This window comes from Bacillus sp. 7884-1 (assembly GCF_002272245.1).
Taxonomy (GTDB): Bacteria; Bacillota; Bacilli; order Bacillales; family Cytobacillaceae; genus Neobacillus.
In genome coordinates this window covers 38,408-57,286 of sequence record NZ_NPDD01000038.1, presented here as the reverse complement: position 1 = coordinate 57,286, position 18,879 = coordinate 38,408, and the positions used below count along the sequence as shown (strand labels likewise).

Here is an 18,879-nt window from a genome sequence, read left to right as displayed (position 1 = left end):
TTACTTAATCCTCTAGAGGGCGAAACTCATGAACCCAAACACGCATATGCGGAAGCCACGGCATTCCAGGGTGATAGGCAAGAATCGATTGCTTATATTCTTCAACCGTTGAGAAACCCTCACTGCGTGCATCATCATCTGTCAGTTCACCTAAGCTTTGTGAGTAAACTCGGTCTACAACAAATTGACGACCTTCTAGCGTCATAATTTCTCCTGGGTCAGCATATCTTCCATTTCGTCTAGTTGCCGTCTTCTTACCGGAAAGCACCAATTTAACATCACTTTCCATGGTAACTAAACGTTCAACGGAGCATGATTTTGGCGGCAGTGTAGTGTTTTCATTTTGCATATACTTATCCTCCTATTTCCAATTCAACTTCCCTATTTTACACTATCACCATATTATTAAAAAGCATACTCACACATTCAAATCTCTTTTTTTATAAAATAAAAATGTCGCTACCGTAAGAGCAGTAATCAAAAGACCTGATAATAGTACAAAGATGAACTCAAATCCTCCGCCAAACATCACATTTTTAGCCTCGAAATATTTAAACGGAGTGAGATATTTTAAGCTTTCTATATTTTCATTCAAGTCTATTGCAACCGAGATGACATACGTAAGCAAAAGAACACCGGTTGCTAACGAAGCTGCACTTTTCGATTTCTTTTTAACAGCTGCAAGGGAGCTGCCGATTACCATAAATAGGAGCTGTACAATGAACATACCAGCCATTGTGATCGCAATATCCTTGGTAACCACTTCACCATTGCTGTATTTTCCCACCAACCCCACGGATGAAACAAAGGTAACCAGGTTCAAGATTAGGATATTTAAGAATGCTGCCAGCATTTTTGCTGCAATCACCCGATTTCTTGAAACGGGTTTAACAAATAAAAATTCCGAAGTTTTGTCGCGCTCTTCCTTCGCAATAATCGTTGCCCCCAGCATTGCAGCATGAATGGTTGCCATTAATAGCAAATAGATGAACAGTAACCCGTAATAACCGGTTGCTGTTGAAATATCAAAATCACCTATTCCCAATATGGCAAGCATCGATTTAGGCATCCCCGCCAGCATTTCATTCATGTGCTGGCCAGAAGAAGATAAACTCTCATATTTAACCATCCCAGACGCAACCATAAGAAAAACACCAATACTCCAAAATATGAGCGATTTTCTATGTGACTTCATTTCTTTTAAAAATATATTCATTTCAACATCACCCCTCCTTATTAAACCGAGTGAATATCCTTTTTGGCATATACGAAAAAGCTAGCCCCAATAGCTAAAACAATAACGACTGCTCCGGTAATCAAAAAGGAAGCTTCGTAACTAGACTTTTCGATGATAAAAGCCGTGTCAAAATATTTAAATGGAGAAAGATATCGTTTCACTTCATCACCAGAAGTAGCACTGAACATCCCTAAAAAATAAAAGGCAAAAACGGTTGCGAGCGAAATCGTCAACACAGATTTTATCTTAGGTACAATCACAGAAATGATGATCCCGATTGCTAGAAAAATCAACTGTACGAAAAAGACTGTCAATGAAAGGAGGATAAAAATACTCACGCTAAACTCCTCCGTATTCACTTGTGAGGCAATGAATGCGGCCGCGGCTATATAAACAATATTGGTTAGAATAATTGAAATCAGTGCCGCCAATAATTTGTTAATCAAAACAGCGGTCCGTGTAACAGGCTTTGTTAGCAGAAAGTCAGCTGTTTTTTCGCGGACCTCTTTACTCACTATACTCGTTCCTAGATTCATAGCCTGAATCGCTCCGCAAAGCGTAACAAAGGAAAGCCCATAACAGTAGAATCCAAGAATCGAAAAGAAATTATCGAGATTAATACCGAATGCTTCTCTTAGTGGTGCTGGATACCCTTCAAGCAGCTTTGTAAACTCCTCTGTATCCTTTGTAAAAGAAGGAAAGAGTGACATAAATAGTGCTACTATCGCAATTAATGATATCGTCCAAATGATTGTAGACTTTCGATAAGCCCTTAATTCATGCAACAATATATTCATCGTCTTTTATGCCTCCTTCTCGTAGTAATGCATGAAAATCTCCTCAAGGTCCGGCTCTTCAATCCATAGATTACTAATTTCAATGTCCGCTATTTTTCTCATGACTTCGTTAATATTTCCTTTAAATAGGAAACTGGTAAGGTGGGCCTTGACCTCCAATTTATTCACACCTTCTAAGTTGAAGTAATTTTGATCTAGGGCTGATTTTGTTTCTACTTTGAACTTTTTATAGGTGTTCTCCTTTAAAGTGCTGATTTTTTCAACGGTAACAATCTTGCCCTCTTTAATAATTGCCACACGATTACATAAGCGCTGAACCTCCGTTAAAATATGAGAGGAAAATAGAATCGTCGCGCCTTTTCTATTCTCTTCCTCAAGCAATTCAAAGAACTTCTGCTGCATAAGAGGGTCTAATCCACTCGTTGGTTCGTCAAGAATAATCAGTTTCGGCTCATGAAGCAGCCCCTGAACAATCCCAACCTTCTTTTTATTTCCCAGTGAAAGGTCGTCAATTCTTTTGTTGAGGTCCAAATTCATGATCTCAGCCAACTCTTTTATTCTCTTACTACAGTCTTTTTTATAAAAACTAGCTGAATAGTTTAATAGATCCTTAACCTTCATATTGTCGTAATAAAAGACTTCAGATGGCAAATAGCCAATTTCCTTTTTGATTTCTGGAGCAAATTGGACAGTGTCCTTCCCAAAGATAGTCGCACTGCCGCTGGTAGGATATATGAGAGAGAGGAGTGTCCGAATCGTGGTCGATTTCCCCGCACCATTTGGACCGATAAAACCAAAAATCTCGCCTTCCTCAACGTTAAAGCTGATGTCGCTGATTCCTCTTGCTTTGCCGTAAGTCTTTGTTAGATTCTTAATCTCAATCACATTCATCTTCACAGCCCCCTATTTATAAAAGCATTTAATGAAAATCTCAAAATATTCTTCTGCTTCCAGAAAGACTTTTTCATAATCAATCTTGTGACCAGGGACCATTTTTGCTTTGTGGAGCTCCTCATCACTCATTTTTTCAAACGTCCACGAAATGACTTTTAATATTTTTTGGACATCAACATCATCCCTAAATTTGGTTAGGTCGATTCCATCATAGATAATCCCTATATTAACAGCGTTAAGTTCCTGTTTCTTTTTATCAAACTCGTCTTTTATTTCAGGTGAGTCCTGCATAAATACCTCTTGGATAAAGGTCAAAATTTCAGGATATTTCGTTTGCAAATCCATTTTGATAAGGATGGCCTGGCGAATCCTTTTAAAAAAATCTCTTTCGCCTAAATCAACCTTCTTATAAAATTCATCGGCAACCAAGTTGTAGCAATAATCAAACAGGAAGAAAAACAATTGCTTTTTGTTCTTAAAATAATGAAAGAGCAGCCCCTTTGAAATACCAGCTTCCTTAACAATTTCATTCGTCGAGGCGTTATCATACCCCTTTTGGGCAAATTCCTTAATTGCAGCGTTAATGATTCGGTCCTGTTTTTCAGAATCCAGGTTAAAAAACTTTGAAAACAAACTGGCACCCCCCTTTCTTTTCACCGTTGACCACTTCAGTCAATCATAGTTTACTCCCGTTGACTCCACTGGTCAATAGTAGACAAGTTATATTTTTTACAAAATTATGAAATTCATATTTTTAAGTGGAGGGATGTGCTAGGATACATGTGGAGGTGAAATATGAAGGAACGTTCTGACTCACTCACGTTAAAGGGCTTGATAGCTGCCCAAAGCAGGCTTTCCCCTACGCATCCTATGGTGTCTACTCTTGCATTAAAACAATCGATTATTGAAGCAGGTATTGGAGGCGAGCAAAGGGTTGCTGAAGTCCTTCAAAAGTACCGATTTCCATTTAAAAACAACATTTTCCACGACTTATCCCTTTCTTCAGATACCTACTTTCAAATGGACCATTTTTTCAAAACACCCTATTTCGGCATTATTTTCGAAACCAAAAATATGGCCGGAAGTTTAGAATTCAGGGATAATCCGCCCCAGCTTATTCAAAAGCGGGAGGACGGACAAATTAAATATTATGAGAGTCCAGTAGTGCAATTAGAACGGAATATGGAGCTTATGTCAGCTTGGCTATCACAGCGAAATATTGACTTTCCTCTTTATGGTGCCATTGTATTAGCCTATCCCAAGCAGCATGTGGAAATCCCCCCGCCAAATACCAAGATTTTATTCCCAAACCTGATCCCACCGTTTATCAAGAGTCTTCCACAGCAAGGAGAGAGGCTAGATACTTCCACCTTTAACAAGCTTTCTGGCGACCTACTTAGAAGTCATCAAACCTACATTCCGAAGCCCGTTTGTGAATCATACCAAATTCCGGAGGGTGCTATCCAGCCAGGGGTGAGGTGTGTAGCCTGTGGGAATATCGGTATGATTAAATTACCAAGGACCTGGCACTGTCCATCTTGTAAGGTGAACGATCATTTGGCTCATCAAGCGACCTTGGATGAGTGGTTTTTAGTGGTGAAGAGGACTATTACCAATCGGGAGTGTCGGGAGTTTTTTGGAGTGGACATACATACTGCCACAAGGATATTGCAAAGCTTGCCTCTCCAAACTAAAGGTACATTTCGTAACAGGTCCTATTTCATGGACTTTAAAAAGTATCCTATTAAATAGGTCTCCTCATATCCGGGAGTATTTTCCGCTATCCGAGAGTGTTTCCCGCTATCCGAGAGTAAAATTCCCCATCCGAGAGTATTATTCGCCATGCGAGAGTAAACCTCCCTATCCGAGAGTAAATTTCCCTATCCGAGAGTATTTTCCGCTATCCGAGAGTAAATTTCCCTATCCGAGAGTATTTTCTGCTATCCGAGAGTATTTTTCGCTATCCGAGAGTAAATCACCCTTATCCGAGAGTGTTTTCTGCTATCCGAGAGTATTTTTCGCCATCCGAGAGTAAATCACCCCACCCGCCAGTATCTCACTAAAAAATACCTATTTTCAGCAACCCCAATCTCCCATTTCACCCAGCCGGCTCAACATGCTATTATTAAGTGGTAAAAAATTGAAAGGGGAGTGCTGCAAACGTGAAGAATGAGATTATTGAAAGGTTTACTTCCTATGTAAAGGTGGATACTCAGTCGAATGAGAGCAATGAAAACTGTCCTTCGACACCAGGACAGCTCACATTGGCCAACATGCTGGTGGAGGAGTTAAAGTCTATTGGGATGGAAGAGGTAACGATTGATGAGAACGGCTATGTAATGGCGACCTTGCCGTCCAATACGGATAAAGATGTGCCAACCATTGGGTTCCTGGCTCACGTCGATACAGCAACTGATTTCACGGGTACCAACGTGAACCCGCAAATCATTGAAAACTATGACGGGAATGATATCCCACTTAACCCAAATGTCATCATGACTACGAAGGATTTTCCAGCCCTTCCAAGCTACAAGGGGCACACGCTAATCACAACGGATGGCACGACTCTTCTAGGTGCAGACAACAAAGCGGGGATCGCTGAAATCATGACCGCCATGGCTCACCTGATTCAACATCCAGAAATCAAGCATGGTAAGGTCCGCGTTGCGTTCACGCCGGACGAGGAGATTGGCAGAGGTCCACATAAGTTTGACGTTGCGGCGTTCAATGCCAAGTACGCGTATACGGTGGATGGTGGTCCGCTTGGTGAGTTAGAATACGAAAGCTTCAATGCGGCGGCGGCAAAAGTCACCATCAAAGGAACTAATATTCATCCGGGTTCCGCGAAAGACAAAATGGTGAATTCAATGAAGATTGCCATGGAATTACATAGTCAACTGCCCGCACTCGAAGCACCTGAACATACAGAAGGTTATGAAGGCTTCTACCACTTGATTTCCTTCAATGGTGATGTCGAGCAAACGAAGATGTACTATATTATCCGAGACCATGACAAGGAAATTTTCGAAGCAAGAAAAAGCAGGATGCAAAGCATTGTCGACCTTCTTAATGAAAGATACGGCAAAGATACCATTCTTCTAGAATTAAAGGACCAATATTACAATATGGGTGAAAAAATCAAACCGGTAATGGAGATCGTCGACATCGCTCAAGAGGCAATGGAGAACCTTGACATTAAACCGCTCATCAAACCAATCCGCGGCGGTACAGATGGCTCTCAGCTTTCTTACATGGGGCTTCCCACTCCAAATATTTTTACCGGCGGGGAAAACTTCCACGGAAAGTATGAATTTATTTCCGTAGATAACATGATAAAGGCAGTAAACACCGTCATCGAAATTACGAAACTTTTCGAACAAAAGGCATAAAATAAAGCCCAGCTGAAAAGTTGGGCTTTTACATTTGATATCGGTCTAATCTAGAAAAGAAATCCTTTAAGAATTCATAAAAGAGCCTGACCGTAGGGAGCAGCTTACGTTCCCTCGGGATAATAACTCCGACCGTACGGGTAACCTCAGGCTCAACAATCGGTATCTTAACGGTTGACCTGGGAAATCCATCCACCAGCGTGATTTCAGGAATTAAGGTGATACCGAGACCTGCTGACACCAATCCTTTTATCGAGTCAGTATCTACCCCTTCGAAGGACACCTTTGGCTGAAAGCCAATCTGCTCACAAGCACGAACAATGATTTCTCGTAATACATATTCCTTTGGAAACAAGACAAAGGAATCCTCACGCAGTTGACTTAATTTTATCGCTTTCTGATTTGCTAGAGGATGAGTAGAGGGCAAGAGCGCCACAATATTATCTGTAAATAATGTTGTCCCTAACACTTTCTTCTCCTGTTTTGGAACAGGACCTATTAAAGCCATATCAAAAGCACCATTAATAACACCCTCAATCAACTCAATATATGAACCTTGTTTTAGTTGAAATTTCACCTGAGGATAGTGTTCACGAAAGGCTGAAATGGTTGTGGGAAGGGTATGGGACGCCAAACTGCTGGGAAAACCAATTCGAATCGTACCTTTCATGGGATCTAGGTATTCTTTAATTTCCCGTTGTGCCTCCTCAATCACCTTCATCGCTTGTTCCATGTGCTCTAGAAACATCTGTCCGATCATTGTGAGTTTGACATTTCGTCCCTCACGGATAAATAAGTTCACGCCGAGCTCTGTTTCCAAATTGAAAATTTGCCTGCTGACAGCTGATTGCGCCACATGCAGAGCCAACGCTGCCTCCGTAACATGTTCTCGCTTGGCCACTTCCATAAAGTATTGAATTTGTCTTAATTCCAAAGAGTTCACCTCCATTCATCTCATTTTGAGATGAATGTTATCTATTATTAGCATTGTTAAGATTGTTATTTCATTATAAAATATTCCTTATTAATATTCTAATAATTTAAAAATTTAAATTCTCATTAAAGAGGTGGGTAACTTGAAAACAATTGAACAGTTAAAACAAGATAATCAAAGTACAGCACTTCAATATGTGGATGAGGTGTTTAATACAGTAATGTGCCGCAATCCATATGAATCTGAGTTTCAACAAGCCGTTAAGGAAATTTTCGACTCACTGATTCCTGTTTTTACAAAACATCCGAAATACATGGAGCAAAGTATTCTAGAAAGAATCGTAGAGCCTGAAAGAGTCATTTCTTTCCGTGTTCCCTGGGTTGATGATAAAGGAAAAGTTCAAGTCAACCGCGGCTTCCGCGTTCAATTTAACAGTGCAATCGGACCTTATAAAGGCGGATTACGCTTCCACCCATCGGTGAATTTAAGCATTATTAAATTCCTAGGCTTCGAACAAATCCTTAAGAACTCCCTTACTGGTCAGCCAATTGGTGGAGGCAAGGGTGGTTCTGACTTTGACCCTAAAGGAAAATCAGATGGCGAAATCATGCGCTTTACGCAAAGCTTTATGACAGAGCTTTACCGACATATTGGACCTGATGTCGATGTACCAGCAGGAGATATCGGCGTAGGTGCCCGTGAAATTGGTTATATGTTTGGACAATATAAAAAAATTCGCGGTGCCTACGAAGCAGGTGTGTTAACTGGTAAAGGACTTGGTTATGGCGGCAGTTTAGCACGTACTGAAGCCACTGGTTACGGGACTGTATACTTTGTACACGAAATGCTTTCTGATAAGGGCCTTAGCTTTGAAGGCAGTACAGTAGTCGTTTCTGGATCAGGAAACGTTTCTATTTATGCGATTGAAAAAGCAAACCAATTAGGAGCAACGGTTGTTGCCTGCAGCGATTCAAATGGCTATGTCTATGATCCATCAGGCATCAAGCTTGAAACCGTGAAACGAATTAAAGAAGTGGAACGTAAAAGAATCAGTGAATATGTTCTTGAGCATCTAGAAGCTCAATACTTCGAAGGCTGCTCTGGTATTTGGTCGATTCCATGTGATATCGCATTGCCTTGTGCAACTCAAAATGAAATCGATCACTCTGCAGCTAAACAACTTGTTTCAAATGGTGTAAAGGCAGTTGGAGAAGGTGCGAATATGCCATCCACTCTTGAAGCGATTGAAGTATTTTTAGAAAGTGATATTTTATTTGCCCCTGGAAAAGCAGCAAATGCTGGAGGTGTAGCAGTATCCGCTCTAGAAATGGCGCAAAATAGCCAAAGATTATCATGGACATTTGAAGAAGTTGATGCAAAATTACACCAAATCATGATCAATATCTATCGCAACAGTATGAATGCTGCTGATGAATATGGCTACCCAGGCAACCTCGTTGTCGGCGCCAATATCGCCGGATTCTTAAAAGTAGCTGACGCAATGATCGCACAGGGCGTTATCTAAAAAAATAAGGGTGCTCCGAGATGGAGCACCCTTATTTTATGCAATTTTTTTAAGCCAATTCTTGCCTTCCACCATTCTCGAAACCATCATTCCTGCGACATTATCGCCGCTTGCATTCAGCATCGTAGCAGGCGGGTCAATTAACGTAGAAATCGCCGCAATAATTGGTAATGCCTCAGGCGGGAATCCAAATAAGCTTAGGATTAGCATTTCCCCAATCATACCTCCGCTCGGAATTGCTCCCATAACGGCTCCAACTAAAAGAGATACACTGATAATTAAGAAAAACGTTCCAATCCCAGTGTTATTCATATCAAAGATTCCGAACAGGAAGACAATTTTTAATACGCCGCCAAGAACAGATCCATCCTTGTGCAAGGCTGCTCCTAATGGAATCGTTGTATCACGAATATCTTGCTTGATTCCCATTCTTCTTGAAGCTTCTAAGTTAACGGGAATAGACGCAGCACTTGAACAGGTTGCAAGCGCCGTAATCGAAGGTTCCAGCATATTACTCCAAAACACTCGAATTCCTTTACCTTTGCCTGCCATAAAGGCATAAATCGTAAAGGCAATAAAGAAATAGACAATCGAAGCAACATAATACGTTACACCCGCTTTAATATAGGAGCCTAATAAAATCGGACCATACTGCCCCACTAGCGTGGCAAAATAAGCTCCAAGACCAACTGGTGCTAAGTACATGATCAAGGATACGACCTTCATCATCACTTCAGAACCTGAGCTTAAAAAGCTGGTAAAGTGCTTACCGCGTTCGCCAACTGATTGCGCAGCAAATCCAACCAAAATAGAAATCACGATGAGCGCTAACATATTGCTTCTTGAGAACAATTCAACAAAGTCAGGCACGGTAAAGGTTTTAACGATTTGTGCGACAGGATTTAATTCCTCCGCCGCTTCTGGTTTAACTAGTTTTAAATTAACACCCTCACCAGGATTCACGAACTTTACGACAAAATACATATAAATAGCTGAAATAAGTCCTGTAAACAAGAAGGTTCCAAACATCCAGCCAATGATTTTCCCTAATCTTTTTGCACCATTCATGGTTGCGATCGAAGAGGAAATGGTGAAGAAGATCAGTGGAACGATAATCGTGAATAAAAGATTTAAAAAGACATCGCCTATCGGCTGTAAGATGACAGCGTCTTCCTTCATAACTAAACCTATAATTGCGCCAAGCAAAATAGATAGCAATAGTATAATAGGAAAACGATAATTCTTTAATTTTTCCATATGTTTTCTCCTTTAGCATGCTATTCAAAGAAAGTGTTTGTTCACATTTTCACTTCCTATTATATGATTATAATTTTAATACAACTTAATAGGAAGGGTATTTTAATGTTCAGGTCGATAAAAATATTATAAAATCCCTCTATGCTATAATAAGCTTATTCTTACTTTCAAAAGTATAGGGGGAGAATGGATGGAAATTGGTTTACTTTCCGTACTCGGTTTAGGCTTTGTGCTTGGTATCAAACACGCCATTGAACCGGATCATGTTATTGCAGTATCAACCATTGCCAGCCAAAGTAAAAAGTTATTGCGATCTTCATTAGCCGGCGTATATTGGGGAATAGGCCACACTGCAACATTATTTATTATTGGAATTATTCTCATACTCATGAAAGGTGAAATCCCAGAAAAATGGGCTATGTCATTAGAGTTTTTAGTAGGAATTATGCTAGTTTATCTTGGGATTACTACGATTCTATCCTTTAAAAACATTCATTTACATAAGCATGAACATGATGGCGAATTACATAAACATGTCCATTCTCATGATTATAACGGCGTTCACGAGAGTCATGCTCAGCATAAAAAGGTTTCTTATCTTAACTCCATGTTTATTGGACTCGTTCACGGTCTTGCCGGAAGCGGAGCAATGGTAGTTCTTACCATGAGCACAGTAAATAGTGCCTGGGAGGGAGCAATCTATATCCTTATATTTGGAGTCGGTACCGTCATAGGAATGCTCTTCTTTACTACATTAATTGGGATTCCGTTTGTTTTTAGTGCAAAAAAGTTAAGCTTGAATAAAACCCTTACCCGGGTTACAGGAGTGATTAGTACTGTATTTGGTATTTACTACATGTATAACTTAGGCGTAACAGAAGGGTTATTTAAACTTTGGATTCAGTAGGATAGAAAATGGACCCTTTTATTGGGTCCATTTTTGCTATTTATTCATACTCGCTAGAAATCCGCCAAGCAGATCATCTAAATCAGGCTCTTCTTCAACCTTTTCTTCTTCAATCACAGGTTTCGCATTATCCCAATCAAATCCGCTTAAGTCATCATCCATATCGCTTAAATCAATCGAAGCAGCGATTTCCTCTACGGCGCTGTCATTCTCTCGATAAGAATGGATTTCAGGAATACTTTCCTCTTGGAGATATAAAGCCTCATCGATATCAAGTGAACTGCTATTTAAACTCGCTAGCAGGGAAGTAGACCGGACTGGGTCTGATATTAACTGATAGATAATACTCCCTAATAATGCCTCAGAATGCTCATGCTTCAACCAGTCACGTTGTGCTTTCGTTAGCTTTTTCGGCAGCGGGACATTAATCATCTCGCGTTCTCTTGCATTAACGTTACTGACACCCTCCATCACGAACTCTGCAATCTTGCTGGAGAAATTTCTTCTTTCAGTTTCCTTTAACTTTTGCAGCTTCTTAACCAAATGGTCAGGTGTATCAGAGGGGACGCGGAAGGAGATTGCCTGTCCCCTATGAATTTCATTCGATCCAGCCTTTTTCATATCATCACCCTATTAATTGGTAACAGGTTTTTTAGGTTGTTCGACCTTTTGTTTCTCTGTCTTTTTAACAAAATCTTGAATCAGCTTATAATAGGCATTTGCCATCATCCAAATGCTCTCTTTTTCATCTTCAAAGAAGTCAATATTAAAACCATCGAGATTGTTATTTAATGTTTTAAGATAATCCTTTAAAACGGTAGCACCACCTCCGACAAAGTAGCAAATTTCCGTTTGGGAGTTCTTTGACCAAACATTACGTAATAAGCGGTATTGTTTCTTTGCTAAATCTAGTAGAATGCGGTCCGTTATATCATGAACACTCGTTCTGCTTCCTTTAACCATGATATGATTTCGGTCGTTTTTCTTGGTGATGATTTCAACCACATCACGGCGGCTGTCTAGTTCTACACCATGCTTAGTTCTAATTTCCTCACGGATTGCTTCCAATGATTCTGAAACCCCAAGATTAAAGCCTTGTGCTTTATCATCATCGACATTTCGGTTTTTAATAACGGCGATATCTGTTGATAATCCGCCAATATCTTGGATCAAGATACGTTTATCGATTAAGTCTTTATTAATGATTTTTGAGTTATTATCCATTACCAGGTTAATATAAGCAGCAAAACCTTCAGGGTATACCTTGATTTCATCAAACTTAATATTTACCTTTAAACCTTGGTATTTAGGTGTAACAAGAAACTCTACTTGGTGAACAGAACCGATTAGCTTTGAACGGTAGCCTGCATCCTTACCCTCCTTAACTTCACGAAGAGGGAGGCCAGTTCCAAGTGTGTAGTTCGCATCAATGACATTTTTCGTTTGACGGAAATTATTCTTATTTCCTTCCTTCACAGCGTCCAAAGCCAAAGTAGTAAAGAGTAAAATTAACGTTTGATCTTCTTCAGACTTACTGCTGCCAGGATCTAACTCAGTCCCATTGTTGCTTTTAGTTGCTAGATTTCCGACACGATATATGGCGTTATTCTCCTTTAATGCAGGAGAGTGGACTTTTACATGGATACCATCAAGTGGATTCTTATCATCTAATTCTTCTATTCCAATAACAGGGCGGTCTTCCGTGTCCCTTGCGATAATATTTGGGATATTAAGTTCATATTCTAATTCTCCAAAAATAGCCTTAATTGAATCATTCCCTACATCAATAGCTGCAATTCTAGTATTATTCAAAATTGTCATCCTTTCATTCTATTAATTTAGATGTTAATGAAGATATGTATCTAACTTCTATAGTATAAGAGTATAGAAGTTTGCTAGATTCTTCAATATCCCAGACAAAAAGAAATGAAAGTGTAAAATTGTAAACAATACGTAATCGTTGTATACATTTATGTTTACAACGATTACAAACCTGTACACATCGCTATATATCAACATGTACACAAGTTTGTGCACATGTAAACATTTTTGTAAACACGATGTATACGATATTGTAAACAAGTATACATTTTTCGTAAACATGTATACGTATTCTGTATACAAAAAAAGACCCCTTGGGTAAGGGACCTATTCCTTCTTCGTCCGTTTGATTCCTTCATTTGTTACAGCAAAGTCTCGAACCATTTTCTTGATTTTTTCAGGTTTACGGAATCTTAATGCAGACCAATCATCGTCAATCGCAATTTGCCTAACTGGTTCATAGCCCTCTTCAGAGAGCATACCCATAACCGTTTCTCGGCTGCAATTGGAGCTTTTATAGGTCTTCGATGACTTCTTAGGGTAGCAGAGCCAAAATAAGCCATCATCCTTCACATAAGTAACCGCATTTTTAGCATTAAGTTGAAGTTCTTCATTACTCGTACCAAACACCTGAACAAAATCATACATCTCCAGTTCTGCCTTCTGATGAACCTCCCCTTCAAATGCAGCTTTTATCTCATCATAAGACTTTGGTGCATTGATAACTAATACCGGCTGCCCTTGATCCTTAAAATTCAACTTTTTTAACACAGGAGTTGCTTCTGACATTATTTTAACCTGCCCCTCAATATGTATCTTCTATTATATTATAAACAAACTTTTAGAACATTATAATGATACCACCATTTGCCTATGTAACAACTCTTTAAATTCCAGCAAAAGTAAACAAATAATGCTAAAACTTTCCCGCAAACTAAAGACATGTCATGCGAAGATTTCTCTAAACTCTTCAAACGTTCTTACTGGTTCTTATTCCTTCTTTTTTTTATTTAATGAAAACCCTTTCATTTTATATTTTTAAAGTACTTTTTGTAAAAACAGCCCGGTAATCCTCGAATACTGTTGTCATATTTAATAGTATTATTTCTATTTTTGTAATTAGTTATTTAAATATTTACAATATTTAAATAAGGATATATCATCATATTACACTACTATATACTTAGGGACTCGAACCATTTTAAGATTAGTAGATTCTTTTTTAATAAGGAGGGATACATACATAGTAGTAACCGGTCAAAAAGGGGTAAAAACAAAAAAAGGGAGGATCTATATGAAGAAGAGAAAAGTTCTATCCACTGCACTAACTCTGTCTTTAGGACTAGGGTTGTTTAATGTCGCTTCATTTTCACCAAGTGTAAAGGCAAATGATTTATCATCTAATAAAATAATAACATCAAGTAGTCCAATTGATTTAGGGATTGCCAATGATGAGAGATTAATAGAAATGTTAAAGAAGAATGGCACTATAGCTAAAAATGCTACCCCAGCTGAAGCAGAAAAGGCATTGAAAAACTATCTAAAAGGAAAAAGTAAGTTTACCAAAACAAAAGATCAGTTACCAGCAGGGCTTGGAAAGCTTAAGAAAAGTGATAAAGCAATATCTAATGGTCTTAAGAATGGTAATGGAAATAAATTAGGACAAGCTCAGAAGAATACGGTTGACCCTGTTAAGGAAGATACTAGCTATGATGAAGGAGTTCGTACTGATAAAGTACTTGTTCTTAAAATTGACTTCCCTGACTATGAAAGAAGTTCCATCACAAAAGAAGAAACAGATATGTTCTATGAAAACTATTCAGATGAGCATTTCCAAAATATGATTTTCGGTGCAGATGGTTACGAGGGTCCAAACGGAGAAAACCTCATTTCAATGAAGCAATACTATGATCAACAATCTGGTGGTAGTTATAGTGTTGAAGGTGATGTAGCTGGTTGGTATACCGCTGACCATCCTGCAGCTTATTATGGCGGAAACGATCCTGCTCCTGATGGCAGTGACGCACGTCCACGTACGCTAGTTGTTGAAGCACTTAAAAAAGCAGCAGCAGATCCTAACATAAATTTAGGAGATTATGATAAGTGGGATCGCGATGACTTAAATGGAAACGGTATCCACGCTGAAGCCGATGGAGTCATTGACCATTTAATGGTTATCCATGCAGGAGTTGGTGAAGAAGCTGGTGGTGGTAGCCTCGCTGGTGATGCAATATGGTCACACCGCTGGAATCTAGGAGGATATGTATTAGTTCCTGGTGAAGTATCTGATAGTAATAATTTTGGTGGCAATCGTTTAACTGCATTAGATTATACCATTGAACCAGAAGACGGCGCTGCAGGTGTATTTGCTCACGAATTCGGACATGACCTAGGGTTACCAGATGAATATGACACAATAGGCAGTGGTGCTGGTTCACCGGTTGACTACTGGTCTCTAATGTCAGCTGGAAGCTGGGCAGGTGACGTACCTGGAACAGAACCTACAGGAATGAGCCCATACGCAAGAGAAATGCTCCAAAACTTACATGGCGGTAACTGGTTAAGTGGAGAAACACTTAAAGCAGATGAAATCACTATGGCTGGTACTACAGTCCTACTTGATGAAGCTGTAACAAAGGGAACAAATAATGATGCTGTTAGAATTGATTTACCGGGTAAGCTTAATGTATTGAATACTCCGAAGGATGGGGAATTCGAGTACCATGGTGGTAAAGGTGATGAAGTTGACCATAAGATGGTGGCAACCGTTGATTTAACAGGCAAAACTACTGCAACCCTTGATTTTGATACTTGGTATAATATTGAGAAAGATTGGGATTACGCGATGGTTCAAGTGTCCATAGATAATGGTGGTACATGGACTTCCCTATCTAGCGAAAGAACTACCACCACTCTTGACCCTAATGGCTACCCTGCAATTAAAGCTAACCTGCCAGGCTACACAGGCTCAAGTAATGGCTGGATTCACGAAACCCTCAATTTAAGTGCCTATGCTGGACAGAAAATCCAACTTCAATTCCGTTCGATGTCAGACTGGGGAACCAATTTGGATGGCTTCTTTGCTGACAATGTTAAAGTAACGGCTGATGGAAATGAAGTATTCTCTGATGGTGCTGAAGGTGACCCTAAATTTGCATTAGAAGGCTTTGAAAAGCATGATGGTAAAAATACGACTAACCACTATTACCTATTAGAGTGGAGATCACACAACGGTCTGGACGAAGGATTAAAGAATATCCGTCGTGGTGCAAGCTTAATGAGTTATGACCCAGGATTGGTTGTCTGGTATGTAGATGAATCATACGATAACAATTGGACAGGAATTCACCCTGGTGATGGTTTCTTAGGAGTTGTAGATGCAGACCAACAAACTGTTATTTTTAACGATAAATCTGTAGCTAATTCACGTTTCCAGATGCATGATGCTGCATTCAGTCTCAATAAATCTGAAAAATTGTTTGTTGATTATACTGCCCTTTTAGGAAAAACAGTAAAAGACAACTTTACTCAACGTAGCTCATTATTCGATGATAGTGCCAATTACACTAACCCTGGTCTAGTTGACGCAGGACGTAACGTACCAAAGTACGGATTAAAGTTCCGTGTTGTTGGCGAAAGTGCTGATGGTACAGTGGGTAAAGTGTTAATCTTTAAATAAAATGTTCAAAAAAATGACTCTGGCAAGTGCCGGAGTCATTTTTTTGAAATAAATCTAGTTAATTATTATTTATTTTTCTTTTTTTCATCCTTTTTTATATGAATTTCGTACGTAAAGTCTACTGAATTTTTACTGCCCGCATGAGCTGCATTGGATGTAATCATATAGTTACTTTCGTCTTTACTAAATAACTTTTTCAAGTTTAATACGTCCGTATCCGTAACACTAAATGGATCCACTGTGATTACTTTGTATTTTGTTTTCTTCCCCTTTTTAATTTCTTCATTAATAAATGTCACTGTATAATTGACCTATTGAACTATAACTTCTTTTAAGGATTTAAAGGCTTCTGTAGAGCTTCCATCATTGCTATATCCGATTTCAGGAATCGCAATATTATCAATGTACCAGCCCATATCATTGTAACCCCAATCGGTTAAATAACGGAAGGAGGCCAATACTTTTTGACCTGTATATGCGCTTAAATCAAAGGATTCTTTTCCCCAAGTTTTAGTATTACCTATGAAACCTGGTACATTATCTTTAATTTTTGGATAGCCTCTTCCACAACATCACTGCGTGTATTAGCATTCTCTAAACTGGTCCATGTTTGACCATTATCAGTTGAAACCTGAACAACACCGAAATCCCACTGTTCTTCAATATCAAGATAGTTGTCAAAATTTAATGTTGCAGAAGGAACATTAGATAGGTCTGCTTCAAAAATTAAGGTATTATCAGCTTCGTCTCACCGATTTCCCCATAACACTTTATTTGCTGGGTTCGTAGGATCAGCTACCGATTGCCACTCAGTGCACGTAGGTCAATACTGTCTATATTATACATTCCCTTACCTTCTTCATCAGAGTCTAATGCTACTGCTGTAATAATGTTTTGATAGAGCTTAGTGAAATTTAGTTTAGAGCCGAATGCCTTGGAATTTTCCCATTACACATTTTTATATATACAAAATCATACTTAAAAAACCTTTTTTTCCTATTCCTTACAACAAATGATATAGAGGATCACTATTTTGACATTTAAAAATAAAAAAGGTTACTCAATTAACCTAGGGATTATTTCCCGGAAATAATTCATAGTTTACTTTACACAGTACATCCTAAGAGAAAATAAGTGTGTAAAGCAGGAGGAAATGATTGTGAACGTAGATGACATTATTATTGCACGTGAGAAGATGAAGGGAGTCATCCATACAACGCCGCTGGACTATTCGAAAACCTTTAGTCTGCTTTCTCATAACGAAGTATATCTAAAGCTCGAAAACCTCCAAAAAACAGGCTCTTTTAAGGCTAGAGGATCTTATAATAAGTTAATATCTCTTTCAAAGGAAGAGCTCGATAAAGGGGTTGTAGCTGCCTCTGCCGGCAACCATGCGCAAGGTGTAGCTTACTCAAGTCAAATGCTTGGTGTTAATTGTACGATTGTCATGCCAAAGGGAGCACCCCTTAGTAAGGTGCTGGCTACGAAGCAGTATGGGGCAGAGGTACTCTTAGAGGGAGCAACATTTGATGATGCACTAGCCTATGCTTTAGAACTTAAAGAGCAAAGGGATGCCACTTTTATACATGCCTTTGATGATGATTCCATCATTGCCGGTCAAGGGACGGTTGGATTGGAGATACTCGACCAGCTTCCCGATGTAGAGGCCATTATTTGCCCTGTAGGAGGCGGCGGGCTGATTGCAGGAGTTGCAATGGCTGTGAAGGAGAAAAACCCCCATATCGCTGTATATGGTGTCCAGGCACTGGCCTGCCCTAGTATGAAACAGTCATTACTTGAAAACAAACCTTTAATGGTAGAATCAACACCCACGATGGCAGATGGGATAGCTGTTAAAAAACCTGGACTGAGAACCTTTGACATCGCCCAAAAATATGTCGATGATATTTTTTGTGTTGATGAGATGGAAATTGCTAGAACGATGCTGATGGTTTTAGAAAGAAATAAGCTGTTAGTGGAAGGATCAGGTGCTTGTTCCCTCTCAGCACTACTATATGAAAAAGTGAAGTTGAAAGAAAAGAAGGTTGTGGCTGTTTTAAGCGGCGGAAATGTTGATATGAATTTTATTTCAAGGATCATCGAACGAGGATTAGTGGAGTCAGGACGGTATGCTGCTTTTACAATAACTTTAAAGGACAAACCTGGAGAACTTCAAAAGGTGCTAAACGCTCTAACCGATTTAGATGCAAACATTCAATCCGTGAATCTCAGTCATATGGGCAAAAATATTTATCCTGGCTATGCCGGTCTGGAAATTTCCGTAGAAACAAAGAATAACGAACATATCGACATGCTTTATAAAGTACTTAAAGAGAAAAACTACATAGTAGAAATGAATCATTTCTAATTCCAAAAGAATTTCACACAAAAAATCCTTACTTTTTTTAAGTAAGGATTTTTTAGTAAAAGTATTCTCAT

18 protein-coding genes and 1 pseudogene are annotated in these 18,879 nt (G+C 39.1%); 6 read left to right on the top strand and 13 right to left on the bottom strand.

Going from position 1 to position 18,879, the window contains the following annotated elements; translation table 11 throughout:
• Window positions 1-4 precede the first annotated feature (4 nt).
• From CHI06_RS05615 to CHI06_RS05595, 5 genes are all read right to left on the bottom strand, one after another.
• Entirely contained in the window at window positions 5-349 is a 345-nt protein-coding gene (locus CHI06_RS05615; protein WP_095247443.1) for an ASCH domain-containing protein, read from the bottom strand.
• A gap of 69 nt (window positions 350-418) precedes the next feature.
• Window positions 419-1,216, bottom strand: coding sequence for an ABC transporter permease subunit (locus tag CHI06_RS05610; RefSeq protein ID WP_095247442.1), 798 nt, complete (start codon window positions 1,214-1,216; stop codon window positions 419-421).
• Window positions 1,217-1,236: 20 nt separating this feature from the next.
• Complete coding sequence (locus CHI06_RS05605; protein ID WP_095247441.1) at window positions 1,237-2,034, bottom strand: ABC transporter permease subunit; 798 nt, start codon at window positions 2,032-2,034, stop codon at window positions 1,237-1,239.
• Between the two features lie 6 nt (window positions 2,035-2,040).
• Window positions 2,041-2,925 carry an ABC transporter ATP-binding protein gene (locus CHI06_RS05600; RefSeq protein ID WP_095247440.1) on the bottom strand — a complete coding sequence of 295 codons (885 nt, stop codon included), beginning with the start codon at window positions 2,923-2,925 and terminating at the stop codon, window positions 2,041-2,043.
• 12 nt (window positions 2,926-2,937) lie between these two features.
• The gene (locus CHI06_RS05595) at window positions 2,938-3,561 is read right to left on the bottom strand and encodes a TetR/AcrR family transcriptional regulator (RefSeq protein ID WP_095247439.1); all 624 of its coding nucleotides are present in this window, start codon (window positions 3,559-3,561) and stop codon (window positions 2,938-2,940) included.
• Window positions 3,562-3,723: 162 nt separating this feature from the next.
• On the opposite strand from CHI06_RS05595, the gene CHI06_RS05590 reads away from it, so the two are divergent.
• Window positions 3,724-4,680 carry a nuclease-related domain-containing protein gene (locus CHI06_RS05590; protein ID WP_257009169.1) on the top strand — a complete coding sequence of 319 codons (957 nt, stop codon included), beginning with the start codon at window positions 3,724-3,726 and terminating at the stop codon, window positions 4,678-4,680.
• Between the two features lie 410 nt (window positions 4,681-5,090).
• Window positions 5,091-6,317: a peptidase T gene (gene pepT, locus CHI06_RS05585; protein WP_095247438.1), complete on the top strand. Its 1,227-nt coding sequence runs from the start codon at window positions 5,091-5,093 to the stop codon at window positions 6,315-6,317.
• Window positions 6,318-6,345: 28 nt separating this feature from the next.
• Here the strand turns inward: pepT and CHI06_RS05580 are convergent, their stop codons facing one another.
• Window positions 6,346-7,251 (bottom strand): LysR family transcriptional regulator, encoded by a 906-nt coding sequence (locus CHI06_RS05580; RefSeq protein WP_095247437.1) that lies wholly within the window; start codon window positions 7,249-7,251, stop codon window positions 6,346-6,348.
• 142 nt (window positions 7,252-7,393) lie between these two features.
• On the opposite strand from CHI06_RS05580, the gene gdhA reads away from it, so the two are divergent.
• Window positions 7,394-8,776 carry an NADP-specific glutamate dehydrogenase gene (gene gdhA, locus CHI06_RS05575; protein ID WP_095247436.1) on the top strand — a complete coding sequence of 461 codons (1,383 nt, stop codon included), beginning with the start codon at window positions 7,394-7,396 and terminating at the stop codon, window positions 8,774-8,776.
• A gap of 36 nt (window positions 8,777-8,812) precedes the next feature.
• Here the strand turns inward: gdhA and CHI06_RS05570 are convergent, their stop codons facing one another.
• The gene (locus tag CHI06_RS05570) at window positions 8,813-10,033 is read right to left on the bottom strand and encodes a dicarboxylate/amino acid:cation symporter (protein WP_095247435.1); all 1,221 of its coding nucleotides are present in this window, start codon (window positions 10,031-10,033) and stop codon (window positions 8,813-8,815) included.
• A gap of 190 nt (window positions 10,034-10,223) precedes the next feature.
• Between CHI06_RS05570 and CHI06_RS05565 the strand changes: the two genes are divergently transcribed.
• A complete protein-coding gene (locus tag CHI06_RS05565; RefSeq protein ID WP_095247434.1) occupies window positions 10,224-10,940 on the top strand; it encodes an urease accessory protein UreH domain-containing protein in 717 nt (238 codons plus the stop codon).
• A 36-nt stretch (window positions 10,941-10,976) separates the two neighbouring features.
• Here CHI06_RS05565 and CHI06_RS05560 read toward each other — a convergent pair whose 3' ends face one another.
• The 3 genes from CHI06_RS05560 to CHI06_RS05550 all read right to left on the bottom strand — a co-directional run bounded on the left by CHI06_RS05560 (window position 10,977) and on the right by CHI06_RS05550 (window position 13,550).
• Complete coding sequence (locus CHI06_RS05560) at window positions 10,977-11,561, bottom strand: hypothetical protein (RefSeq protein ID WP_095247433.1); 585 nt, start codon at window positions 11,559-11,561, stop codon at window positions 10,977-10,979.
• Between the two features lie 12 nt (window positions 11,562-11,573).
• Window positions 11,574-12,752 (bottom strand): ParM/StbA family protein, encoded by a 1,179-nt coding sequence (locus CHI06_RS05555; RefSeq protein ID WP_095247432.1) that lies wholly within the window; start codon window positions 12,750-12,752, stop codon window positions 11,574-11,576.
• 336 nt (window positions 12,753-13,088) lie between these two features.
• Window positions 13,089-13,550, bottom strand: a complete 462-nt coding sequence (locus CHI06_RS05550) for a DUF3052 domain-containing protein (protein ID WP_095247431.1) — start codon at window positions 13,548-13,550, stop codon at window positions 13,089-13,091.
• A gap of 505 nt (window positions 13,551-14,055) precedes the next feature.
• Between CHI06_RS05550 and CHI06_RS05545 the strand changes: the two genes are divergently transcribed.
• The gene (locus CHI06_RS05545; RefSeq protein ID WP_095247430.1) at window positions 14,056-16,440 is read left to right on the top strand and encodes an immune inhibitor A domain-containing protein; all 2,385 of its coding nucleotides are present in this window, start codon (window positions 14,056-14,058) and stop codon (window positions 16,438-16,440) included.
• 65 nt (window positions 16,441-16,505) lie between these two features.
• Here the strand turns inward: CHI06_RS05545 and CHI06_RS05540 are convergent, their stop codons facing one another.
• From CHI06_RS05540 to CHI06_RS31045, 3 genes and pseudogenes are all read right to left on the bottom strand, one after another.
• A complete protein-coding gene (locus CHI06_RS05540; protein ID WP_095247429.1) occupies window positions 16,506-16,739 on the bottom strand; it encodes a hypothetical protein in 234 nt (77 codons plus the stop codon).
• Window positions 16,740-16,751: 12 nt separating this feature from the next.
• Window positions 16,752-16,988, bottom strand: a complete 237-nt coding sequence (locus CHI06_RS29345; protein ID WP_142300927.1) for an immune inhibitor A domain-containing protein — start codon at window positions 16,986-16,988, stop codon at window positions 16,752-16,754.
• Window positions 16,961-17,173 (bottom strand): annotated as a pseudogene (locus CHI06_RS31045) (hypothetical protein); the annotation flags it as partial. The gene CHI06_RS29345 and the pseudogene CHI06_RS31045, both read right to left, overlap by 28 nt.
• Before the next feature lie 420 nt (window positions 17,174-17,593).
• Between CHI06_RS31045 and ilvA the strand changes: the two are divergent.
• The gene (gene ilvA, locus CHI06_RS05535; protein WP_095247428.1) at window positions 17,594-18,808 is read left to right on the top strand and encodes a threonine ammonia-lyase; all 1,215 of its coding nucleotides are present in this window, start codon (window positions 17,594-17,596) and stop codon (window positions 18,806-18,808) included.
• Window positions 18,809-18,879 lie beyond the last annotated feature (71 nt).

What these genes read in the sequence shown, in the direction of transcription:
- CHI06_RS05605 (WP_095247441.1), bottom strand. Translation starts at nt 2,034, where the DNA reads ATGAATATATTGTTGCATGAATTAAGGGCTTATCGAAAGTCTACAATC.
- CHI06_RS05600 (WP_095247440.1), bottom strand. Translation starts at nt 2,925, where the DNA reads ATGAATGTGATTGAGATTAAGAATCTAACAAAGACTTACGGCAAAGCA.
- CHI06_RS05545 (WP_095247430.1), top strand. Translation starts at nt 14,056, where the DNA reads ATGAAGAAGAGAAAAGTTCTATCCACTGCACTAACTCTGTCTTTAGGA.
- CHI06_RS05560 (WP_095247433.1), bottom strand. Translation starts at nt 11,561, where the DNA reads ATGAAAAAGGCTGGATCGAATGAAATTCATAGGGGACAGGCAATCTCC.
- ilvA (WP_095247428.1), top strand. Translation starts at nt 17,594, where the DNA reads ATGATTGTGAACGTAGATGACATTATTATTGCACGTGAGAAGATGAAG.
- CHI06_RS05550 (WP_095247431.1), bottom strand. Translation starts at nt 13,550, where the DNA reads ATGTCAGAAGCAACTCCTGTGTTAAAAAAGTTGAATTTTAAGGATCAA.
- CHI06_RS05570 (WP_095247435.1), bottom strand. Translation starts at nt 10,033, where the DNA reads ATGGAAAAATTAAAGAATTATCGTTTTCCTATTATACTATTGCTATCT.
- CHI06_RS05610 (WP_095247442.1), bottom strand. Translation starts at nt 1,216, where the DNA reads ATGAATATATTTTTAAAAGAAATGAAGTCACATAGAAAATCGCTCATA.
- CHI06_RS05565 (WP_095247434.1), top strand. Translation starts at nt 10,224, where the DNA reads ATGGAAATTGGTTTACTTTCCGTACTCGGTTTAGGCTTTGTGCTTGGT.
- CHI06_RS05590 (WP_257009169.1), top strand. Translation starts at nt 3,724, where the DNA reads ATGAAGGAACGTTCTGACTCACTCACGTTAAAGGGCTTGATAGCTGCC.
- CHI06_RS05615 (WP_095247443.1), bottom strand. Translation starts at nt 349, where the DNA reads ATGCAAAATGAAAACACTACACTGCCGCCAAAATCATGCTCCGTTGAA.